This is a genomic window from Acinetobacter sp. CAU_H_29a_1 (assembly GCF_058599505.1).
In genome coordinates, this window is record NZ_CM178655.1 from 1,087,456 (window position 1) to 1,106,142 (window position 18,687).

Here is an 18,687-nt window from a genome sequence, read left to right on the forward strand (position 1 = left end):
TGAGTGAATGTATGCAGGACGTCAAATTAAAATTACAGCTCAGAATACTTCTCAATCAAGACATTGCCTTTGGGCCAGGTAAGGCCGAGTTATTGGAAGAAATTCGCCGTACAGGTTCAATTTCTCAAGCTGCAAAAAGTATGAATATGAGCTACCGCCGTGCATGGCAGTTGGTTGAAACCATGAATCATAGCTTTCAGTCAGGATTGGTCGAAACTCAAAAAGGTGGAACGCATGGGGGTGGGGCAAAACTCACAGACTTGGGCGAAAGTATTTTAAGTCAATTTAGACAGATGGAAATAAAAGCACGCGTTGCGATTGAGCAGGATTTTGAAGAAATAGCTCAACACCTGAAACCATAATCTATTTAGTTCAACTAGATGCTTCTCGTAGTCAGTCATTGCATACACGAATAAGCTTCCTCTATTTGATAAAACCTCTTATCTACTCACTCGATTGTAAGAGCAGTATCAGTCACGTGATTAAGATACAAACACTTTAACTTGAGCGATAAATAATCTGTTTCTAGAATTGACGTTGCTTGTGTATCCATATATTTTTGAAAACATATCGATCAATTTATAACGCTTAAGGGGAACATGGTGCTGCTCAATTTTAAGAATAAGTGCATGCAATATGCGGTGTTGTGTTGTGGTTTGGCTCTTGCGGCACATGTACATGCAGAGCAAGCCATTACCGTTTATGCAGCGGCCAGCTTGACCAATGCTATAGCAGATGTCGATGCAATGTTTGAACAACAAAAAAGAGTACGTGTGAAAACCTCTTATGCCGGGTCGTCGACTTTGGCTAAGCAAATTGAAGCGGGTGCACCTGCGGATGTTTTTATTTCGGCAGATGAACAGTGGATGAATTATCTGCAAAATAAAAAGTTAATTGTGCCGAATAAACGTGTGAATTTATTGGGCAATCGTCTTGTTCTGATTTCTCCAAAAGCTAAGCCCGTCAAAATAAAAATGGATAAAAGTTTTGATCCTTCTACCGCTTTTCAAGGCAAGCTTTGTACAGGTGACACCAAAAGTGTCCCAGTCGGAAAATACGGGAAACAAGCACTGACCGCATTGGGGTGGTGGTCAAAACTTGAACCAAGATTGGTTGAAACTGAAGATGTCAGAGCTGCGCTCAACTTTGTCGCACGTGGTGAATGTCAGCTTGGCATTGTCTATGCAACCGATGCTGCTATTAGTAACGATGTCACCGTCGTTGGCGTTTTCCCTATCAGCACCCATACCCCGATTGTTTATCCCTTAGGTCTTGTCAAAAATAATCCAGATGCACTAGCGTTTTATCAGTTTGTACAGAGTAAACAAGCACATGCAGTCTTTAAAAAATATGGCTTTACCGTTTTATCTGCTGCCAAGTGATGATGTTTTCTTTATCGGCTGAAGAAATAGAGGTACTCAAGTTATCCTGCCAAGTGGCTGCAACCTGTTTGGCATTTAGCCTGATCCCTGCGTTGGTAGTGGGTTGGGTTATGGCACGTAAAGAGTTTTTTGGCAAATCATTATTTGAAACCTTTATTTTCCTACCTTTGGTGCTGCCGCCTGTAGTGCCAGGATATTTGCTGTTACAGGTTTTTGGAGGAAACGGAATACTGGGTAAATATCTTGAGCCCTTTGGACTCAATTTTGCATTTAATTGGAAAGGCGCAGTTTTGGCCTCAGCAGTGATGGGCTTTCCACTCTTGGTTCAATCGATTCGTTTGGCCATAGAGCTGGTGGATCAACGGCTAGAAATGGCGGCGAAAACGCTCGGTGCTTCCTCCTTGGGCACTTTTTTTTATGTCACTTTGCCTTTATCCAGCAGTGGCATATTGGTGGGGGCAATTTTATGTTTTTGTCGCAGTCTGGGCGAGTTTGGCGCAACTATTACCTTTGTCGGTAATATTGCAGGGGAGACCAGAACTTTGCCCTTGGCCATGTATAGCTTGATGCAGCAACCCGACACAGAACAAGCGGTCTGGCGACTGATTATTCTGTCATTAACTGTGGCATTTTTCGCTTTATGGTTTGCCCAGTGGTTCCATCGTTATCAGAAAAAAAAACGGGGGCATTAAGACGATGATTGACTGTCATATTCTGTTAAATTTAGGCAAATTTAAACTCGATCAGACATTTTCATCTGAACATCCTGTCGTTGGTTTATTTGGAGCGTCAGGCTCAGGAAAAACCAGTATTTTGCATGCTATTGCAGGACTTAATACTCCAGTCAAGGGCTGGATTAAAATCAATCATCAGACATGGTTTGATGCGAAAAATAAGATTAATTTAAACGTGCAGCAACGTCATGTGGGTTTGGTTTTTCAGGATGCACAACTGTTTCCACATATGACGGTGATGCAAAATTTATTGTTTGGCTATAAGCGCATTCCGCCTGAAAGCCGACGTTTTGATCCTGATTATATTATTGAACTGCTTAAACTTAATCATTTACTCAGTCGTATGCCGACGAAGCTTTCAGGTGGTGAAAAGCAGCGAGTTGCATTGGGTCGGGCACTGTTGTATTCGCCAAATTTATTATTATTAGATGAACCATTGTCTGCGTTAGACGCTGCACATAAACAGGAAATCCTTCCTTTTTTTCAAACCGTCCAACATGAAACCCATATCCCGATGCTGTATGTCAGCCATGATATGGATGAAATTAAGCAGCTGACCGAAGCAGTTTGGTTGCTTTAATTGAACACATTTCAGCTTCAACTTTTAAAGCGGGAACGAATAAAAACAGAAAAAGGCTTCTGTATCAGCTTAGGATTATTCGGTGCCATTTTTATAAACAGACGGCGCTTGGCCTGTCCAGCGTTTAAATGCCCGACGAAATTCACGTACTTCACTAAAACCTAAAGCTTGGCTAATGTCCCCAATGGAGAGATTATTTTCAAGCATCTGTTTCGCTTTTCGTTCTAATACGGTTTGTCGAATTTGCTGAAAACTAATACCTTCTAGCAATAAGTAGCGTCGAAGATGACGCTCACTCATTTGTAAATAGTCTGATGCGAGTTGCATAGGCTTTGTTGCACAAAGATTTGAAATGCAAAGCACCCCTAATTGAGCCAAATTTAAGGCGTAACTTGGGTAAGTGGTCGACCTAATTCCGTAAATCTGTTAAGGACTGCTACACGTGCATGGATCTCATTCACTTGGCTATCAAAACTCCTTGCACTGAGTTTATCTCCTAATAATTTGATGCAATGCATCTTAGTTTCAACCAAACTTCGCCGATGATAGCCTGACCATTTTTTCCATAGTGTCCTGCCTAAACTTTTAATTGTTCGAAGTAATTCATTTCGCTCTAGCGAGCTACTCTTTGTATCTTTCCATTGTTTCGCATTTTTTCTAGGTGGAATCACCGCATGCCCTTGCCGATCTGCAATGACCTGACGGCATTGCTTGGTGTCATAAGCTCCATCGGTATAAACAGAGTCAATCCGCTCATCTTGTGGAATCTGATTAAGTAAATCACCAAGCACCTGTGAATCACTGACATTATTGGTTGTAAGCTGAACTGCTCGTATTTGTAGGGTTTTAGCATCTATACCAATATGAAGTTTACGCCATTGGCGACGATATTCAGGTCCATGTTTCTTGCGTTTCCATTCGCCCTCACCTAGAAACTTCATGCCTGTAGAGTCCATGAGTAGATGCAGCCCATCGCTACTTTTTTGGTAGCTGATTACAATATCAATATGCTTTTGTCTTCTACAAAGCGTGGTGTAATCTGGAGCTATCCAATTTAATCCGCAAAGTTTAATCAGACTTTGCACAAAGCCAGTGACCATACGTAAAGACAGACGGAATAAGGATTTAATCATTAAGCAGCATTGGATGGCTGCGTCGGAGTAGGTTTGATTTCGCCCTTGTTTGCCTTTTGATGGCGCATACCATTGCGTAGCAGGATCAAACCAAATGGCAATATTTCCGCGACTCATGAGTGCTCGGTTATATGCGGGCCAATTGGTTGTGCGGTAGATTTTGTGTGTAGGCTTCTTCATTTGAAAATTATATCGCTAAAAAAGCCTTTACAGATAGGTTTGTGCAACAAAGCCGTTTTTTGAGTCTATGCTTCAATCCAATTATCTTTAATTTCTTGGGCATCTTTGCTTAACATGACCTGATCCTCTCGAATTTCTCTTACCCATGCACTTGAGATAATATGGTGTTTCCCATCGCCATGTTTGGTGAGTTTGATCTCGTTACCTTCTATGTGGTCAACATCTCCAATCTTCGTTCCACATACGGCAATTACACTAGAATGTTCTTTAATGTCTGAAATATTAATCGTGGTCATGATATACCTCTATCTTATTCATCGAACATAAACGAAGATTTACCCTAACCTAATTTATCCTATTCATGAGCTTTTGAAATACAACACTAACATATTATGTCTTAAAATTTACGAAGTATAAAAATTGTCAGTCTGTGTTTTATTCATAGAGTGCTAAGTTGATTAAATTATGCTGGTGTTATTTTTTTTTCAATTCAGCCAGCATCTATTTACTGAATTTCCAGCATTATTATAGTGAATGACTTTTGCATAATTACCTACGGCTATTGCATTATCAGGAATATCTTTGGTGACCACACTACCTGCACCGATGGTGGCATTATTGCCAATTTTAACATGGTCGATAATACAGACATTTGGGCCAATATATACATTGTCGCCAATTACAGCAGTCTGACGACCGCCATTGGCATCAATCGTTGTAAATTGTTATAGGTTGACATTGTTTCCAATCACAGTCGTTGGGTTGACAATCAAAGGTCCCCCATGACCGATGAACAAGCCATAGTCAACTTTTGTGGTGCAGTGGATATCGATCCCGTATTTTTTCTTCTTATAATAAAAAATAGGGTAGGCCAGTTTGCCGATCCATGATTTTGAAGTCGAAAGACGTAACCAAACGCTAAAGTTAAAACCACGATTAAACAAATAAGGGCGAATTCAAACATGAGGTGCGACAGTTTCAAAAGCCATATGATAATCAACAAGCTGAGCAAATTTCTCTAATGGTGTAAGCCAATCTAACGCTTTTCTAGGACGAATATTCAGTGACATGGCAACTTGATTTAAATAATGCTGATCTGCCTGGTTTAAATCAATCCCTTTAGGTAAATATTGCCTAATTAAACCATTCATATTTTCGCATGTGCCTTTTTGCCAGGGTGAATGTGGGTCACAGAAATATACATCTATGCCTAAATCTTCTTCGAGTTTTTTATGTTCTGACATCTCACGTCCACGGTCATAGGTCAACGTTTTACGCAGTTCTGCAGGTAAATATTTCAGAGCTTCAGTTAAAGCCTTGCGCACGGATTCTGCCTTTGCATCAGGTAATGTTGCCAAGATACAGAGCCGTGTATTTCGTTCAATAAGTGTTGCTATCGAACTTTTATTGTCTTTACCTTTAATTAAATCAGCTTCCCAATGACCCGGTATTTTTCTTTCTTGAACTTCGGCTGGGCGCTCATGAATAGTTTTAATATCCTGTAATATAGAATCTTTTTTAGGTTCACCGTTAGCTTTTCGCTTTTTATTTTCATGACGCAGACAGGATAATAAGTCTTTTTTCAACTCACCCTTTGGTAATGCTCGTATAGTTGAGTAAATCGTTGTATGGCTTACATTCATTGTTTGATCCAAATCAGGAAATGTCTTTAAACGCTTTGCTATTTGCTGAGGAGACCATAAACAACGGATCGCTTCAACAATAAATTTCCAAAGGATTGAATCGATTTTGAGTTTTCTATGACCACGTCTACGTCTAGCGAAGGTGTGATCAGAAGCATATCGGGCTTGATAAACGTCATTGATGCTATTTCTTTTAAGTTCACGATAGATCGTACTAGGATGTCTTTTAATAAGTTCAGCAAATTTTCTGGCTGAAAAGCCTTCTTTTCTTGACTCAAGCATTAATGCAGTACGATCTTCAAAGTTAAGATGATGGTATGACAATTTTATATACTCCATAAACCCTTTAAATTAATTAGGTGGTTTATGTCGCACTTCAAGTTTTACTCTGCCAAGTTTTGAGGAATGAACTTAGTTTTGTATTTATAAATGACTCAAAATCAATTGAACTAACATGGAAAAGAACTCATAGGTTGAATGCGCGATTTTACTTGATTTGACGCTGAGATGTTATCTCGATTTTGCCTTTCAGTATGGTCTCTTATTTTTAAAAAATATCAATTGGCTTTTATTTGTACAGTTGTTTCGAAATGTCATAGGCTCTTGTCGAGAGCAAAAAATGTTTTTATATTGTACTTACAGTAGGTCGATAACTAAGACGCTACGATGTAGTTGGACGGATCAATGACAGCTCGTTGAGTTTGAAACGGAGTGTTCAAACAATAAATCAGCACTAGCCTTCCAACATAGAAAAGCTCGCAGCAATGCGAGCTTTTTTTATGTGAAAAAATATGACTATGTATCTCGGTTGTTAAGCATATTTGATTTAAGTTTATGATTTATAGTTATGATTTTGAAAATATTTATATAAATTAACATTGCGATAAATTCTAACAACTCTAAGGGCAGTATTGGAAAAAACTTGTGCTATAAGATTAAACAGAGCTAAAAAAAGAAAAGGAAAATGACCATGACTCAGCTTGTAGATGTAAAGGTAAAAGACCAATACAGCCAAACGTATAATGTAAAGGCCCGGTTAAGGCAAGTACCTGAAAACTCCGAAGCAGAACGTTTGGATTTGTTTAAACGAATTGAACATATCGTTGTTGATGGTGAAGTGATTCTGCCTAGTATTGAACTGTTATTTGAAAGTCGGCAAACGGAAAATATATACCGAGTTGTTGATTAACACTTTTGAAAAAAAAGCTCATGTTTACATGGGCTTTTTTATGGGCGATAAATGTCGAGTTAAGTTATCCCATTGCAGTATAAGAGATAAATTTTTTTGAGCGACTATTTTTAACGTCATAAAATAAAATCAGGATATCACTTCACACATAGTTATTATTTATCAAGCTGTTTGATAAATGGTTCGAGTAACCATTGTGCCAAAGTCTGAAAAGTCGATGAAAGACATTAGGATTTTTTGCCTGAATAATAAAACAATAGATTGCTAATCAAACTCGTAGTCTTTAAATCTTAACTAAGACCGAAAAAGACTCAATTATCCATTGAATTTATTTCTTTAAGCTGCTTGCAAACGCAACAGTGAATGATTGATCTGTTGTAAGTGTTGATTGAGTGCTGTGGGTTCTATTCGACTTTCCTGTAACGTCGTAATCCATTGCATTTGGCAGCGTTTGAGACTGTGTAAGTCTGTCGCCGATTGAATTTGAAGAATGAGTTGTTTTGCCATTAAGCCACAATAACGTTGTAATAAGCTCATCATCAAATCGCGTGTTTCTTCAAAGCTATAAGCTTTAAGTGGTGGGGCTGGGCTTTGTGTAGGAGCGGGTGGTGCAGGAGTCTGCGCTTTGCTGTCTAAATCTATTGGATTGACGCTATTTTGACTATTTTCTAGTAGTGAGGCAGGTGGTTGAGATTCGGATAGAGGCTCTATTGGGCTAGAGACGTGAGCTGTTTGTGTGGAATGAATTAAACCCAATTCAATTAATTGTCCGAGGATTTCAGGCGTTGCGATGCGTTGTTTGAACTGGTCAGCCAATTGTTCAAAATCTTCTGTACCAATTAAAACCAATAGTCGTCTTTGACGCGCATTGAGTGGGATATGACGTTGTTGTAAAGCATCTAAACCCAATGCTGTCTTTTGATAATGATTCATACCTTAATTTACTCCCCCGAACAAATAAATTAAGGCTGAACATACAGGGTGAAAATTACAACAATATTAAGAATTTATGACAATACATTTTAGAGCGTTTTAATGCTCGTATTTTCTAAAGCTTTTCGTAAGTAAGGATCGAGTTCATCTTGACGCATTAACCACTGAATATAGTCAGCAGGGAGTTCAGCAATCGCTGTGCCGCGATGCTTGCCAAAATTAATGACACGCGGAATACGAGCATCTTCAGAGACAGCAAATAATTGCTCCATGCTGTTTATTTTTAATTGATGAACCACATGCATTAAAATATTGGCCGTTAAAATAATATCCATATCGGCACGATGAGCTTTTTTAATCATTTCACGGGCTTTTTCACTGCCTTTTGAAATCATATAAATGAGTGCCGAAATATTGTTCGCTTCAGCATCAGGCCAGACCAAACGTGCAAGGGCGAGTGTACAAATCGCTTTAATATGAGAAGTATCGACACCACATTTTTCGATAGCCCGAATATCATAATCAATATTATGACCAATGATGTACTGTGTTTCAGCAGGTAGTTTAAAGGTCGTATAGTGAGGCTTCCCAACGAGGTCTGACTCTAAAATATGATGCACAGCCATCGCTGCGAATGAGATTGGTTCATCGACGGTATAGAGCTGATCAAATACTTGGCTTTTGTCTAGGCTTAATTTGCCATTTGTAATTTCAATCGGTGCATATGCAATCTCAATGGGTTGACCATTTAGGGTATGGGTTTCTGTGTCGAGAATAATGGCTTGCATGTGCATATCCGAAAATTAAAAGCTGAATAAATTTATCATTTTCAAGACTATCAAGACAGCCTATGACTGCCAGATTTGTGGTTTATTCGCTGATTTTGTGCAGTGATGTTGTTTAAATCATCTGGTGAACCTGCGTGATTAGAGATCAGACTTTATTGAGCAAGGAAAAAGTTGGAAGTTACTTGTTGATTTATTTAGGCAGATTACAAGGAAAATTTTTGCTTAAAATTAAAATAATTCTTTGGGATTCGGTTCAAACAAAGACTAGAGAAGAGCTTAATGCCTGAATTCAGTTGTGGGATCAGGATTTATTTTAAGTTCCAATGACCAGTTTTTATAACAATGGTAAGTGCTCACTTGCAGACAATGTTCACTTTGTATCATTCTCGTAACTGGTCTTGCCATGTGTCATTTTGAGGCGTAAATCATTAATGTATTCAAGTGATTTGAATCGTTACAACAAGAAAAAATGTCATTAAGGAATTTTAAGATGAAAAAACATATATTGGCCGTGTTCGTCAGTAGTTCTGTGCTTGTTTTAACAGCCTGTGGAGGAGGGGATGGCGATTCAACTTCTGTTATCGTAGATGATGGGGTGCCTAAAAATAATATTGTTAATCCAGTGGTTAGAGTCGAGGCTTATACAGATGTAGATATTAATGCTAATGTTGTGTTGGATAGTGTTAGTAGTTCTAAAACATTGATGACCTATTTAATGCGTGGGGTCAATGGAAGTGAAACGCAAGCAACAGCTTTAGTCTTTAAACCAAAAGGGCCAATGCCAGCAGGCGGTTGGCCGATCGTTGCATGGGCACATGGAACTACAGGTGTTGCTGATCAATGTGCCCCGAGTCAGCAAGGTTTAGGTGGAAACGAATTCTTAATTGCAAAGTTACTTGTAGCAGGTTATGCCGTGGTTGCTCCAGATTATGAAGGCTTAGGTGAACCTGGAGGTCGTGAGTTACATCCATTTTTAAATCTGAAAAGTGAGGCTTATTCGATCACAGATGCAGTTGTTGCCGCGAGTAAAAATTTGGGGAATACAACGGAGAAGCGCTGGACTGTTATTGGTCATTCTCAAGGGGGACATGCCGCATTAGGTGCTGCTGAGAATGCATCAAGAGCACAGCTCGATTACAAAGGCGCTATTGCCATTGCACCAGCATCCAACCTGAGTTTAATCCTCGCAGGTGGTGAGCAGCAAGCTGCTACGGAAACGGATCTAACGAAAAAAATTAATATTCTTGCGCCATTAGATACTTTTACTGCTTTAATTACAGCAGGATTAAGAAATCCTTACCCAGCATTACGCTATAGTGAAGTCTTTGAAATTCCAACAGATGATATTGCGAGACAAGCTGAGTCTCTATGTTATACGCTATTAGGAGGTACTTTTCGTGCCCCAATGGTCGATTACGCAGACATTTTTGGAACAATAGAGGGATATCCACGTACCCAAACTGGGTTTATGACCAATATTCCGGAAGTGAAAGATTTTCTAGCAAATGGTTCTCAGCCTTTGAAAAAGAAGATAAGTACTCCAATCATTATTTATCAAGGATCATTTGATGAGACTGTGCCTAGAAAGGTTACGGATTTTTTAGTGAATACTGCACCAGCAGGGACAGTCATTACTTACAAAAATGATGGATTACTTGCTCCAGTTGATAAATGGAATCATACGACTGTTTATACTCGTAATTTGGATAATTTTGTGACCGATGTAAAAACTCTCATGCCAATTCAGTAATTTGCTTTGACTCAAATCGCTCAAGGAGTTCTGCTTCATGAGCGATTTTTTATTTAAAACTGCGTAAAGTTCGTTCTCGAAATTTATAAACTTCATGCTACAATACGCGCCAATCTTAGCACGGCTTAAAAGCCCTAATTTCATAGGACCTCGCTAATGTTTGCCAATATCTCAATTGCTGAATTTGATCCAGAAATCGCGCAAGCAATCACAAATGAAGATGCTCGCCAAGAAGCGCACATCGAACTGATTGCTTCTGAAAACTATTGCTCTCCAGCAGTAATGGAAGCACAAGGTTCAAAACTTACAAACAAATATGCTGAAGGCTACCCAGGCAAACGCTACTACGGCGGTTGTGAATATGTAGACGTGATTGAACAATTAGCGATTGACCGTGCTAAAGAACTTTTCGGTGCAGATTACGCAAACGTTCAACCACATGCAGGTTCACAAGCAAACTCTGCTGTTTACTTAGCGCTTCTTAACCCGGGCGACACTGTTTTGGGTATGAGTTTGGCTCACGGTGGTCACTTGACTCACGGTGCTAAAGTAAGTTTTTCTGGTAAAACATATAACGCAATTCAGTACGGTTTAAACCCTGAAACTGGCGAAATTGATTACGAAGAAGTTGAACGTTTAGCAATTGAGCACAAGCCACGTATGATCGTAGCTGGTTTCTCTGCTTATAGCCAAATTGTAGATTGGCAGCGTTTCCGTGACATCGCGGATAAAGTTGGCGCTTACCTATTTGTAGATATGGCTCACGTTGCTGGTCTAGTTGCTGCTGGTGTTTACCCAAGCCCAGTTCAGATTGCTGACGTAACAACAACCACTACACACAAAACACTTCGTGGCCCACGTTCAGGTTTAATCCTTGCAAAAGCAAACGAAGAAATTGAGAAAAAATTACAATCAGCTGTATTCCCTGGTAACCAAGGCGGTCCATTGGTTCATGCGGTAGCGGCTAAAGCAATTTGCTTTAAAGAAGCAATGGCTCCTGAATACAAAGTTTACCAACAACAAGTAGTGAAGAACGCTCAAGCAATGGCTGAAGTTCTCATTGCTCGTGGTTATGACATCGTTTCTGGCGGTACAGAAAACCACTTGTTCTTGTTATCTCTTATTAAGCAAGATGTAACAGGTAAAGAAGCAGATGCATGGTTAGGTGCAGCTCACATTACTGTGAACAAAAATGCAGTACCAAATGACCCACGCTCACCATTTGTGACTTCTGGTATCCGTATTGGTACACCAGCTGTGACGACTCGTGGTTTCGGCGAAGCTGAAGTGCGTGAACTTGCTGGCTGGATCGCTGATATCCTAGACAGCAAAGGTGACGAAGCTGTGATTAACGCTGTTAAAGCGAAAGTTGAAGCTGTTTGTGCGAAATTTCCTGTTTACGCAAACTAAGTTCTGACTTGAGAAAGCCCCCTCAAGGGGTAATGCCAGTCAGTTAAGAAATTGACTGGCATTTTCTTGGGTACTTTTGAGGCTTTATTTTGACGACTCTAGGGCATTGCCTTGATCTTCTTTCAGGCAAAACAAACATTTTAGACTGTTCCAGCAAACGCTCTAAATGCTTGGGCAAATTCCCTGCCGATTCCAGCGGAGTATGCCTTAATATATTGATAATGCTGATTGAAGCAATATGGAAACTGATACGCAAAGGGCTGACTTTCGCCCGTTGAGCCATAAATTTCATTTGCCTTCTAAGAATATTATAAGCAATCAATACACCCCATAATTCCTGATACACCAATTCAGGCTGCTTGCTTCTTAAATGCATCCCATCTTGCAGGTCGCTCTTGATTTCACGGTAGCACATCTCGATTTCCCAGCGCTGAGCATACAGCGTACTGACCTCTTCCAGAGGATAAGCCTTTGAATCTAATAATGATGTAACGTATCGTCTAACCCTTCCAGACTGTTCAGTTTCAATCAGGCGGGCTTCCCAATAGTCACCTAAATCCGGATTCAGTTTCTTCGCTCTTGGAGAAACAGGCATTCTGATTTGAAAGTCATGCGCTGAGTTTTTCCTGATAATTTCATAGCGCAGATTGTCTTTAGCCCGCATAAGCCAATGGCAGTTTTCCCGAGACTGCCACCCTGATAAGAAATCAGCAGAGAAGTAGGCCCGGTCAAATAAAGTCAGGCTATTTGCAGGCACTTTCAATTTCTTCGCTAAAGTCAGCTCGCCTTGATCCATACTTCCAATCCCGGCATCAATCACTTCATGAGTATTGGTGTTGATCAGGCAAACCGCTCTGGCTTGCGGCCAAGGTGCTGCTATCGTTTTGCCTTTGGAAGAACCGAAGTGCCTGAAGTTCTCATCTGTGTGGGGCATGGACCAGACGGCTCCATCTACAGCGCAGATGCTTAGGCCATGAAAGGCGGAATATTGCGGCTGAGAATCTTCAAACCATGTCTGACTCAGTGTATTGAACAGGACATTTAAAGGCTCCAGACCCAAGCGCTGTCTGGCCTGCACTGATGCGCTTGGGGCGCAGCTTTCAGCCGTGCCAAAAACCAGCTGCAGCTGCTGAACAACATACCAGATGGGCTGGTCGCGGAACAATGCAAGTCCAATAACTAGCCATACAGCATGCTCTGCGGGGAGTTTTCTTTTTCTGACCGATGCTTTCCCGGTCCGTTTTAAACAGTCTTCAATCCAGTTTAAATCAATTAATTCGCTAAAATTAGAAAGTGAAGGAGCTGTCTGCTGAAATGCTGAACTTAAATTCTGAGAAAAAGTCATAAAAAAATGAGCGTATCTGGATACGCTCATTTTTACCGCATTTCAGCTATTTTGTCTTAACTGATCAGCATTACCCTCAAGGGGGCTTTTTTTATAGCATTAAAAAATCAAAATCAGTTGAAATATAATTTAGACTGCATTTCTGATATAACAGAAGTTATAGGCTAATAAATTATTTTTAATAAGAATTTTATTCATACCGTATTCAAATAGGAATGCAGCACATGGCAAACCCAGCAATTATCATTTCTGAGCAGGATCTTCATCGTTTAGAAACGATGTTAGAACATCAGCCTAAACTTACACCGACCATGCAGTTGCTTGAAGAAGAATTGGCACGCGCCGATGTTGTTGCTCCACAAGATATGCCTGCCAATGTGGTAACGATGAATGCAAAAGTTTTACTGACTATTGCACCATCTACAGAAGCATCTGAAATTACCTTGGTTTATCCGCATGATTTTAAAGGCGAGAAGGGACAGGTCAATGTTGTAGCCCCTATTGGTGCAGCAATTCTTGGCTTAGCTGAAGGTCAAGAAATTGAATGGCCACAGCCAGACGGGCAAATGATGAAAGTCAAAATTGAAAAAGTGGTTTATCAACCTGAGCGTGAAGGCAATTATTTATAATATCGAAACACCCCATTTTAAAGCCATGTTGATCATGGCTTTTTTATGATTTCAAATATGCGTTTTGTTTCATAAAGGATTGTAACTCCATAGAAGATAAAAACAGAGTATGTATTGATTGGATCTTTTACTTCTACTCAATAGGTTTGGGTCTAGTATGAATAGAGTACTGAATAACTGATATAACCTTCATGATAATTTTTACGGCACAAAAGATGTCACAGCATTTTTGCAAAAATCTACATGTTATGTGACATAAAAGCTGTACTATAAAAATGATTTTATTCAATTTCTTTATTGGGTTAAAGCGCTATGGCACAAATTGACGTTCTTGTTCCTTTAAGGGATATACCAGTCAATTCAGATGAACTTTTAAGTATCCAGCGTAATGATTTGGTTCCTTTGCTGAACGATCAATATCGTCTCAATCATTATGCAGATGGTGTCATTCAAGCGCAGTCTGTGCTGTTAAATGGAGTGGACCCGCAGCTCACTTTACAGTTGAGTCAGACCATTGAGCAACTGATCCAGTCACTGGCTGACTCAAAAAAATACCTGAAGAAGCGCAAATTTAATGGGCTACAAAAGTGGCTCGGAATTGATATTGAATATGGTTCAACCCAAGTTGAATACTATAAAAAACTGGATCAGCTGTTGGATCGAGCCAATCATCTCAGCCAAAAATTACAAATTGAAATTCAAAAGTCACAGGCGCGCTATCAGCAGTTAACAGGCTTACGTGAGCAAATGGCCAAATATATATCTGCGGCTGAAGCATTTTTAATGGAATATCCTAAATTTGTGAAGAATGCACATCCTTTAGATAATTTTGCAGAACGTTTATCCAAGAAAATAAACAGCTTGCAGACTTTGCAAAGCAGTAATGATATTGTGATTACGCAAATGCAGTTGTCACAGCAGCTTTCATTGAGTTTGTTAGACCGATATAAAGAGGCACAGCAGGTTTTGATCCCGGCATGGCAATATCATGTCAAACAATCGCAGCAATCAAGCTCGACAATTGAACTAGAAAAGCTCGATAATAGCCGTGAAAAATTGATTCATACCTTAAAAAAATCACTACAGAAACCAACACTTTAAGAAATAGATTAGGTGAATTATGACCAACTCAGAACAAAACAGTCTTGTGGTAGAGCCAACCACCGAAGTGATTGAACATAAGTTTCAACAGTTAAATTTGCAAGAAATTGGCTTGCAACAAGATGACTTCAATGCGGTCTTGGCAGCACGGAAAGAGTTGGCAGAAATCAACCATAACGCCGTAGCGGAGTATGGTAAAAATATTGCGACACAAACCTCAGGATATACCGATGAGTTGTTAAATTTGGTTCAAAATAAGGACTTGGATGAAACTGGGCAAAAGCTAAATCAGGTGGTACAAGTTGCACAACAACTGAATACCTCAAGTATCTTAAATAAAAAGAAAAATTCAGGTTTCTTCGGTGGCTTGATAAGCAAAATTAAAGGCGCAAAGAATAATATTGATATGCACTTTAATACCACCAAAGAACAGATTGATACTTTAGTGAAAGAAATTGAAAAATCACAGTCTGGTTTAAAAGCACGTGTTGATACGCTAGATCGGATGTTTCATGGTGTGCAAAGTGAATATAAACAGCTCGGTGTGTATATCGCAGCGGGTAAGTTGAAACAGGATGAAATTCAGCAGGAAATCTCAACACTGACTGCACAGGGGCAAGACCAAACCACGACACAGAGAGTTTACGACCTCAATCATTTAGCCAATAATTTGGAAAAACGTGTGAGTGATTTGCAGGTTTTACAACAATCAGCCATGCAAACATTACCGATGATTCGTATTATCCAGTCTAATAATTTGATGTTGGTCGATAAGTTTTATGCGATTAAAAACATTACATTGCCTGCATGGAAAAACCAAATTAGTTTGGCGATTTCTTTAAATGAGCAGACGAATAGTGTGCAGTTGGCCAATACCATTGATGATGCGACCAATGACTTGTTGAAGCGCAATGCTGATTTGTTACATCAAAACTCAGTAGATACAGCAAAAGCCAATCAACGTTCAGTGATTGATATTGAGACGCTTGAACATGTACAAAACACCCTCATTAAAACAGTAAATGATGTGATTCAAATACAAAAGGAAGGTATGCAGAAACGTGCTGAAGCAACCACACGGTTGCGTAGTTTGCAGGACAATTTGAATCAATTGGTTTTAGATTCAAGTTCTAATCGTACGACACCATCTTAATGCCGAGGTTGATGGTCAATAGAGGAGAAGCGTTTGCCTTCCTTAGATGAGTATGTTGTTCAGCCTCAGCACATTGAACAAGGCGTGGTTGCACTTAAACAACGTCAACGTAAACTGAGTTTATGGTGTATGTTGAGTGCTGCCTTGTTTATTGCCTCCAGCATTAGTTATTTTCTACAACCTGATTTTGTCTATAGCTTTTTTGGGCTGAGCACTGAAATACAGCAACTGCATATGCCCATGAGTGTCGATGAAAATCTCGCATCACTAGGACATCAGCCAGATTATTTTCTGAATTTGCTGTCGTGGTTTGGTTGGCTTGTGCTCAAGATCATGGTGTCTTTTATTGGGGCATTCATACTGGTGCACTATACACGGAAAATTCATTTTTTCTATGTACGTTTTCAGTCTTTTATACTGAAGTTTGTGGCATGGCTGATTGCCTTTATTCTGCTTTGGTCAGGACTGACTTATGTGCAATATGATTTAAAAGATGATGAAAGCGAGGCTTTTCAGCAAATCGTACACTACGATAAAAACATTCAGCAAAGTGAAATAGCACAGTATTTGCAGCAGTCGCAAATTCAAATGCCTGTAAAACATTATTTGCTTGCGCAGACGGCATTGTTACACCAACCTGTCGATAAAAATGCAGCCATTCCGCATGTGCTTGCTCTGGTCCAAGCAGAAAAAACCGATTCACATTTTATTGAATATGGGTTTAAGCCTGAACAGTTATGGACGATGCAGCATCAACTCTATGGCAAAACACTCACGCCGATGGCTGCAAGTGTAGAAAAGCAAGTTCAGCAAGCAGCGCAGTTCACTAAGGTCATGCAATTCTTCTCACTTATCTTGATGTTACTGATGGCAGTGCTAAGTCTTTTGTTGTTTGGTTTGACACGTCAGTTAAAGGCCAGAACGCTAAGAATTGAACAGCGGATGCAGAGTGAATCTTAAGCTTTGACTTCGTAAAAAGTCCTGCGGGGTAGTGGGACTTTTTATGATGAATATCTTTAAATCTATAAAACCGATTATTAAAATAAAAACAAACTGTTTTATCTATTTCTAGATTTGCTCTATGATTCTTCTATCAAATAAATTTATAGACTGCTTTGGAGAGCTTAACAATGTTAGATCAAAATACTTCAGCTCAATTAAAAACACTTCTTGAACGCCTAGAAGGTCCGATTGAATTGGTTGCGACTTTGAATGGTTCTGAGAAATCAGACAAAATCAAAGAATTGGTTGAAGAAGTTGCAGCACTGTCTCCACTGGTGACTGCACGTTTTGATGGTCAAAACTCACGTGCACCTAGCTTTGGTGTGGCAAAAGCCGGTGAAGAGCCGCGTGTCTTCTTTGCGGGTTTGCCGATGGGACATGAGTTTACCTCTTTGATTTTGGCATTGTTACAAACCTCAGGTTATGCACCCAAAGTATCAGATGAAGTTTTAGCTTCAATCAAAGGTTTAGGTATCCAGTCTGACTTTGACGTCTTTGTCTCTTTAAGCTGTCATAACTGTCCAGACGTGGTGCAAGCGTTGAACCTGATTGCTATTTACAACCCAGGCACGACAGCAACTATGATTGATGGTGCATTCTTCCAAGATGAAGTTGAAGAACGCAAAATCATGGCTGTACCGATGGTGTTCCAAGACAATAACCATATCGGTCAAGGCCGTATGACCTTGGAAGAAATTATTGCCAAACTGGATACCAATTCAGCAGTCAAAGAAGCTGAAAAACTCAATGCCAAAGAGGCTTTTGATGTTTTAGTGGTTGGTGGTGGCCCTGCGGGAAATACCTCTGCCATCTACGCAGCACGTAAAGGTATTAAAACAGGGATCGTGGCTGAACGGATGGGTGGTCAAGTCATGGATACCATGGACATTGAAAACTATACCTCGATTCAAAAGACTCAAGGGCCGAAGTTTGCTGCTGAAATGGAAGCACATGTACGTGATTACGGTGTAGACATCATGAACTTACAACGTGTCTCTAACATCAAAGGTGCAGATGAGACAGCGAATGGCTTGGTTGAAGTCACTTTAGAAAATGGTGCAAAGCTTGAATCTAAAACAGTAATCCTTTCAACAGGGGCACGTTGGAGAGAAATGAATGTGCCGGGCGAAGCAGAATACCGTACTCGTGGTGTTGCCTACTGCCCACACTGTGATGGTCCACTGTTTAAAGGCAAACGTGTTGCAGTGATTGGTGGGGGGAACTCAGGTGTCGAAGCCGCGATTGATCTTGCTGGGATTGTTGAACATGTGACCTTGGTAGAGTTTGATACCAAATTACGTGCAGACCAAGTGTTGCAAGATAAGTTACATAGCTTGCCTAATACCACAGTGATCCTGAATGCACTCTCAACTGAAGTTGTGGGTGATGGTTCACAAGTAACAGCATTGAAATATAAAGACCGTACAACCGATGTAGAACATACGGTTGAGCTTGCAGGAATCTTTGTGCAAATTGGTTTATTACCAAACACCGATTTCCTCAAAGAAACAGCGGTTGAGCTTTCAAATCGTGGTGAGATTGTGATTAATGATCGCAATGAAACCAATGTCAAAGGTGTATTTGCCGCAGGTGACTGTACGACTGTGCCTTACAAGCAAATCATCATTGCCACAGGTGAAGGCGCGAAAGCAGCTCTGTCTGCTTTTGATTATATTATTCGTTCTGGGCTGTAAGTGTGAAATGAAAAAGCCAACGCTCTCCCAAAATATACGTT

The 18,687-nt window shown here is 40.0% G+C and carries 18 protein-coding genes and 2 pseudogenes; 12 read left to right on the forward strand and 8 right to left on the reverse strand.

The annotated features are described in order from the left end of the window. Positions 1 to 11 precede the first annotated feature (11 nt). The 4 genes from AC4MDD_RS05440 (at position 12) to AC4MDD_RS05455 (ending at position 2,696) form a co-directional block, all read left to right on the forward strand. Positions 12 to 362, forward strand: a complete 351-nt coding sequence (locus tag AC4MDD_RS05440) for a winged helix-turn-helix domain-containing protein (RefSeq protein ID WP_005400523.1) — start codon at positions 12 to 14, stop codon at positions 360 to 362. Between the two features lie 267 nt (positions 363 to 629). Next, entirely contained in the window at positions 630 to 1,382 is a 753-nt protein-coding gene (gene modA / locus AC4MDD_RS05445; protein WP_227557100.1) for a molybdate ABC transporter substrate-binding protein, read from the forward strand. Next, positions 1,382 to 2,074 (forward strand): molybdate ABC transporter permease subunit, encoded by a 693-nt coding sequence (modB, locus tag AC4MDD_RS05450; RefSeq protein ID WP_005400525.1) that lies wholly within the window; start codon positions 1,382 to 1,384, stop codon positions 2,072 to 2,074. The genes modA and modB overlap by 1 nt, the downstream gene beginning before the upstream one ends. 4 nt (positions 2,075 to 2,078) lie before the next feature. After that, positions 2,079 to 2,696: an ATP-binding cassette domain-containing protein gene (locus AC4MDD_RS05455; protein ID WP_005400526.1), complete on the forward strand. Its 618-nt coding sequence runs from the start codon at positions 2,079 to 2,081 to the stop codon at positions 2,694 to 2,696. 75 nt (positions 2,697 to 2,771) lie between these two features. Here the strand turns inward: AC4MDD_RS05455 and AC4MDD_RS05460 are convergent. The 5 genes and pseudogenes from AC4MDD_RS05460 to AC4MDD_RS05480 all read right to left on the reverse strand — a co-directional run. Beyond that, positions 2,772 to 3,002, reverse strand: a pseudogene (locus tag AC4MDD_RS05460) (helix-turn-helix transcriptional regulator); the annotation flags it as partial. 74 nt (positions 3,003 to 3,076) lie between these two features. Then, the gene (locus tag AC4MDD_RS05465; RefSeq protein ID WP_201951978.1) at positions 3,077 to 4,009 is read right to left on the reverse strand and encodes an IS5 family transposase; all 933 of its coding nucleotides are present in this window, start codon (positions 4,007 to 4,009) and stop codon (positions 3,077 to 3,079) included. A gap of 65 nt (positions 4,010 to 4,074) precedes the next feature. After that, positions 4,075 to 4,305, reverse strand: coding sequence for a DUF2171 domain-containing protein (locus tag AC4MDD_RS05470; protein ID WP_078389470.1), 231 nt, complete (start codon positions 4,303 to 4,305; stop codon positions 4,075 to 4,077). 189 nt (positions 4,306 to 4,494) lie between these two features. Next, positions 4,495 to 4,965, reverse strand: a pseudogene (locus AC4MDD_RS05475) (serine O-acetyltransferase). Then, entirely contained in the window at positions 4,966 to 5,991 is a 1,026-nt protein-coding gene (locus tag AC4MDD_RS05480; protein WP_491882415.1) for an IS30-like element ISAba125 family transposase, read from the reverse strand. A 631-nt stretch (positions 5,992 to 6,622) separates the two neighbouring features. On the opposite strand from AC4MDD_RS05480, the gene AC4MDD_RS05485 reads away from it, so the two are divergent. Continuing rightward, positions 6,623 to 6,841, forward strand: a complete 219-nt coding sequence (locus AC4MDD_RS05485; RefSeq protein WP_201951975.1) for a hypothetical protein — start codon at positions 6,623 to 6,625, stop codon at positions 6,839 to 6,841. A 336-nt stretch (positions 6,842 to 7,177) separates the two neighbouring features. On the opposite strand, the gene AC4MDD_RS05490 is transcribed toward AC4MDD_RS05485, so the two are convergent. Further along, positions 7,178 to 7,774 carry a hypothetical protein gene (locus AC4MDD_RS05490; RefSeq protein WP_114837798.1) on the reverse strand — a complete coding sequence of 199 codons (597 nt, stop codon included), beginning with the start codon at positions 7,772 to 7,774 and terminating at the stop codon, positions 7,178 to 7,180. Between the two features lie 89 nt (positions 7,775 to 7,863). Further along, on the reverse strand, positions 7,864 to 8,562 hold the full coding sequence (locus AC4MDD_RS05495; RefSeq protein WP_114837799.1) for an exonuclease domain-containing protein: 699 nt from the start codon (positions 8,560 to 8,562) through the stop codon (positions 7,864 to 7,866). 490 nt (positions 8,563 to 9,052) lie between these two features. On the opposite strand from AC4MDD_RS05495, the gene AC4MDD_RS05500 reads away from it, so the two are divergent. Then, on the forward strand, positions 9,053 to 10,312 hold the full coding sequence (locus AC4MDD_RS05500; RefSeq protein WP_078389474.1) for an alpha/beta hydrolase: 1,260 nt from the start codon (positions 9,053 to 9,055) through the stop codon (positions 10,310 to 10,312). A 156-nt stretch (positions 10,313 to 10,468) separates the two neighbouring features. Beyond that, a complete protein-coding gene (gene glyA / locus AC4MDD_RS05505) occupies positions 10,469 to 11,722 on the forward strand; it encodes a serine hydroxymethyltransferase (RefSeq protein WP_005400534.1) in 1,254 nt (417 codons plus the stop codon). Positions 11,723 to 11,765: 43 nt separating this feature from the next. On the opposite strand, the gene AC4MDD_RS05510 is transcribed toward glyA, so the two are convergent. Beyond that, on the reverse strand, positions 11,766 to 13,067 hold the full coding sequence (locus AC4MDD_RS05510) for an IS4 family transposase (RefSeq protein WP_039891156.1): 1,302 nt from the start codon (positions 13,065 to 13,067) through the stop codon (positions 11,766 to 11,768). Between the two features lie 224 nt (positions 13,068 to 13,291). Between AC4MDD_RS05510 and rnk the strand changes: the two genes are divergently transcribed. The 5 genes from rnk (at position 13,292) to ahpF (ending at position 18,646) form a co-directional block, all read left to right on the forward strand. Beyond that, complete coding sequence (gene rnk / locus AC4MDD_RS05515; protein ID WP_005400535.1) at positions 13,292 to 13,696, forward strand: nucleoside diphosphate kinase regulator; 405 nt, start codon at positions 13,292 to 13,294, stop codon at positions 13,694 to 13,696. A gap of 312 nt (positions 13,697 to 14,008) precedes the next feature. Further along, on the forward strand, positions 14,009 to 14,797 hold the full coding sequence (locus AC4MDD_RS05520) for a tellurium resistance protein (RefSeq protein WP_201951973.1): 789 nt from the start codon (positions 14,009 to 14,011) through the stop codon (positions 14,795 to 14,797). 19 nt (positions 14,798 to 14,816) lie between these two features. After that, on the forward strand, positions 14,817 to 15,950 hold the full coding sequence (locus AC4MDD_RS05525) for a toxic anion resistance protein (RefSeq protein ID WP_004696049.1): 1,134 nt from the start codon (positions 14,817 to 14,819) through the stop codon (positions 15,948 to 15,950). Positions 15,951 to 15,983: 33 nt separating this feature from the next. Then, on the forward strand, positions 15,984 to 16,910 hold the full coding sequence (locus AC4MDD_RS05530) for a hypothetical protein (protein ID WP_078426580.1): 927 nt from the start codon (positions 15,984 to 15,986) through the stop codon (positions 16,908 to 16,910). 170 nt (positions 16,911 to 17,080) lie between these two features. After that, entirely contained in the window at positions 17,081 to 18,646 is a 1,566-nt protein-coding gene (gene ahpF, locus AC4MDD_RS05535; RefSeq protein ID WP_491882416.1) for an alkyl hydroperoxide reductase subunit F, read from the forward strand. Positions 18,647 to 18,687 lie beyond the last annotated feature (41 nt).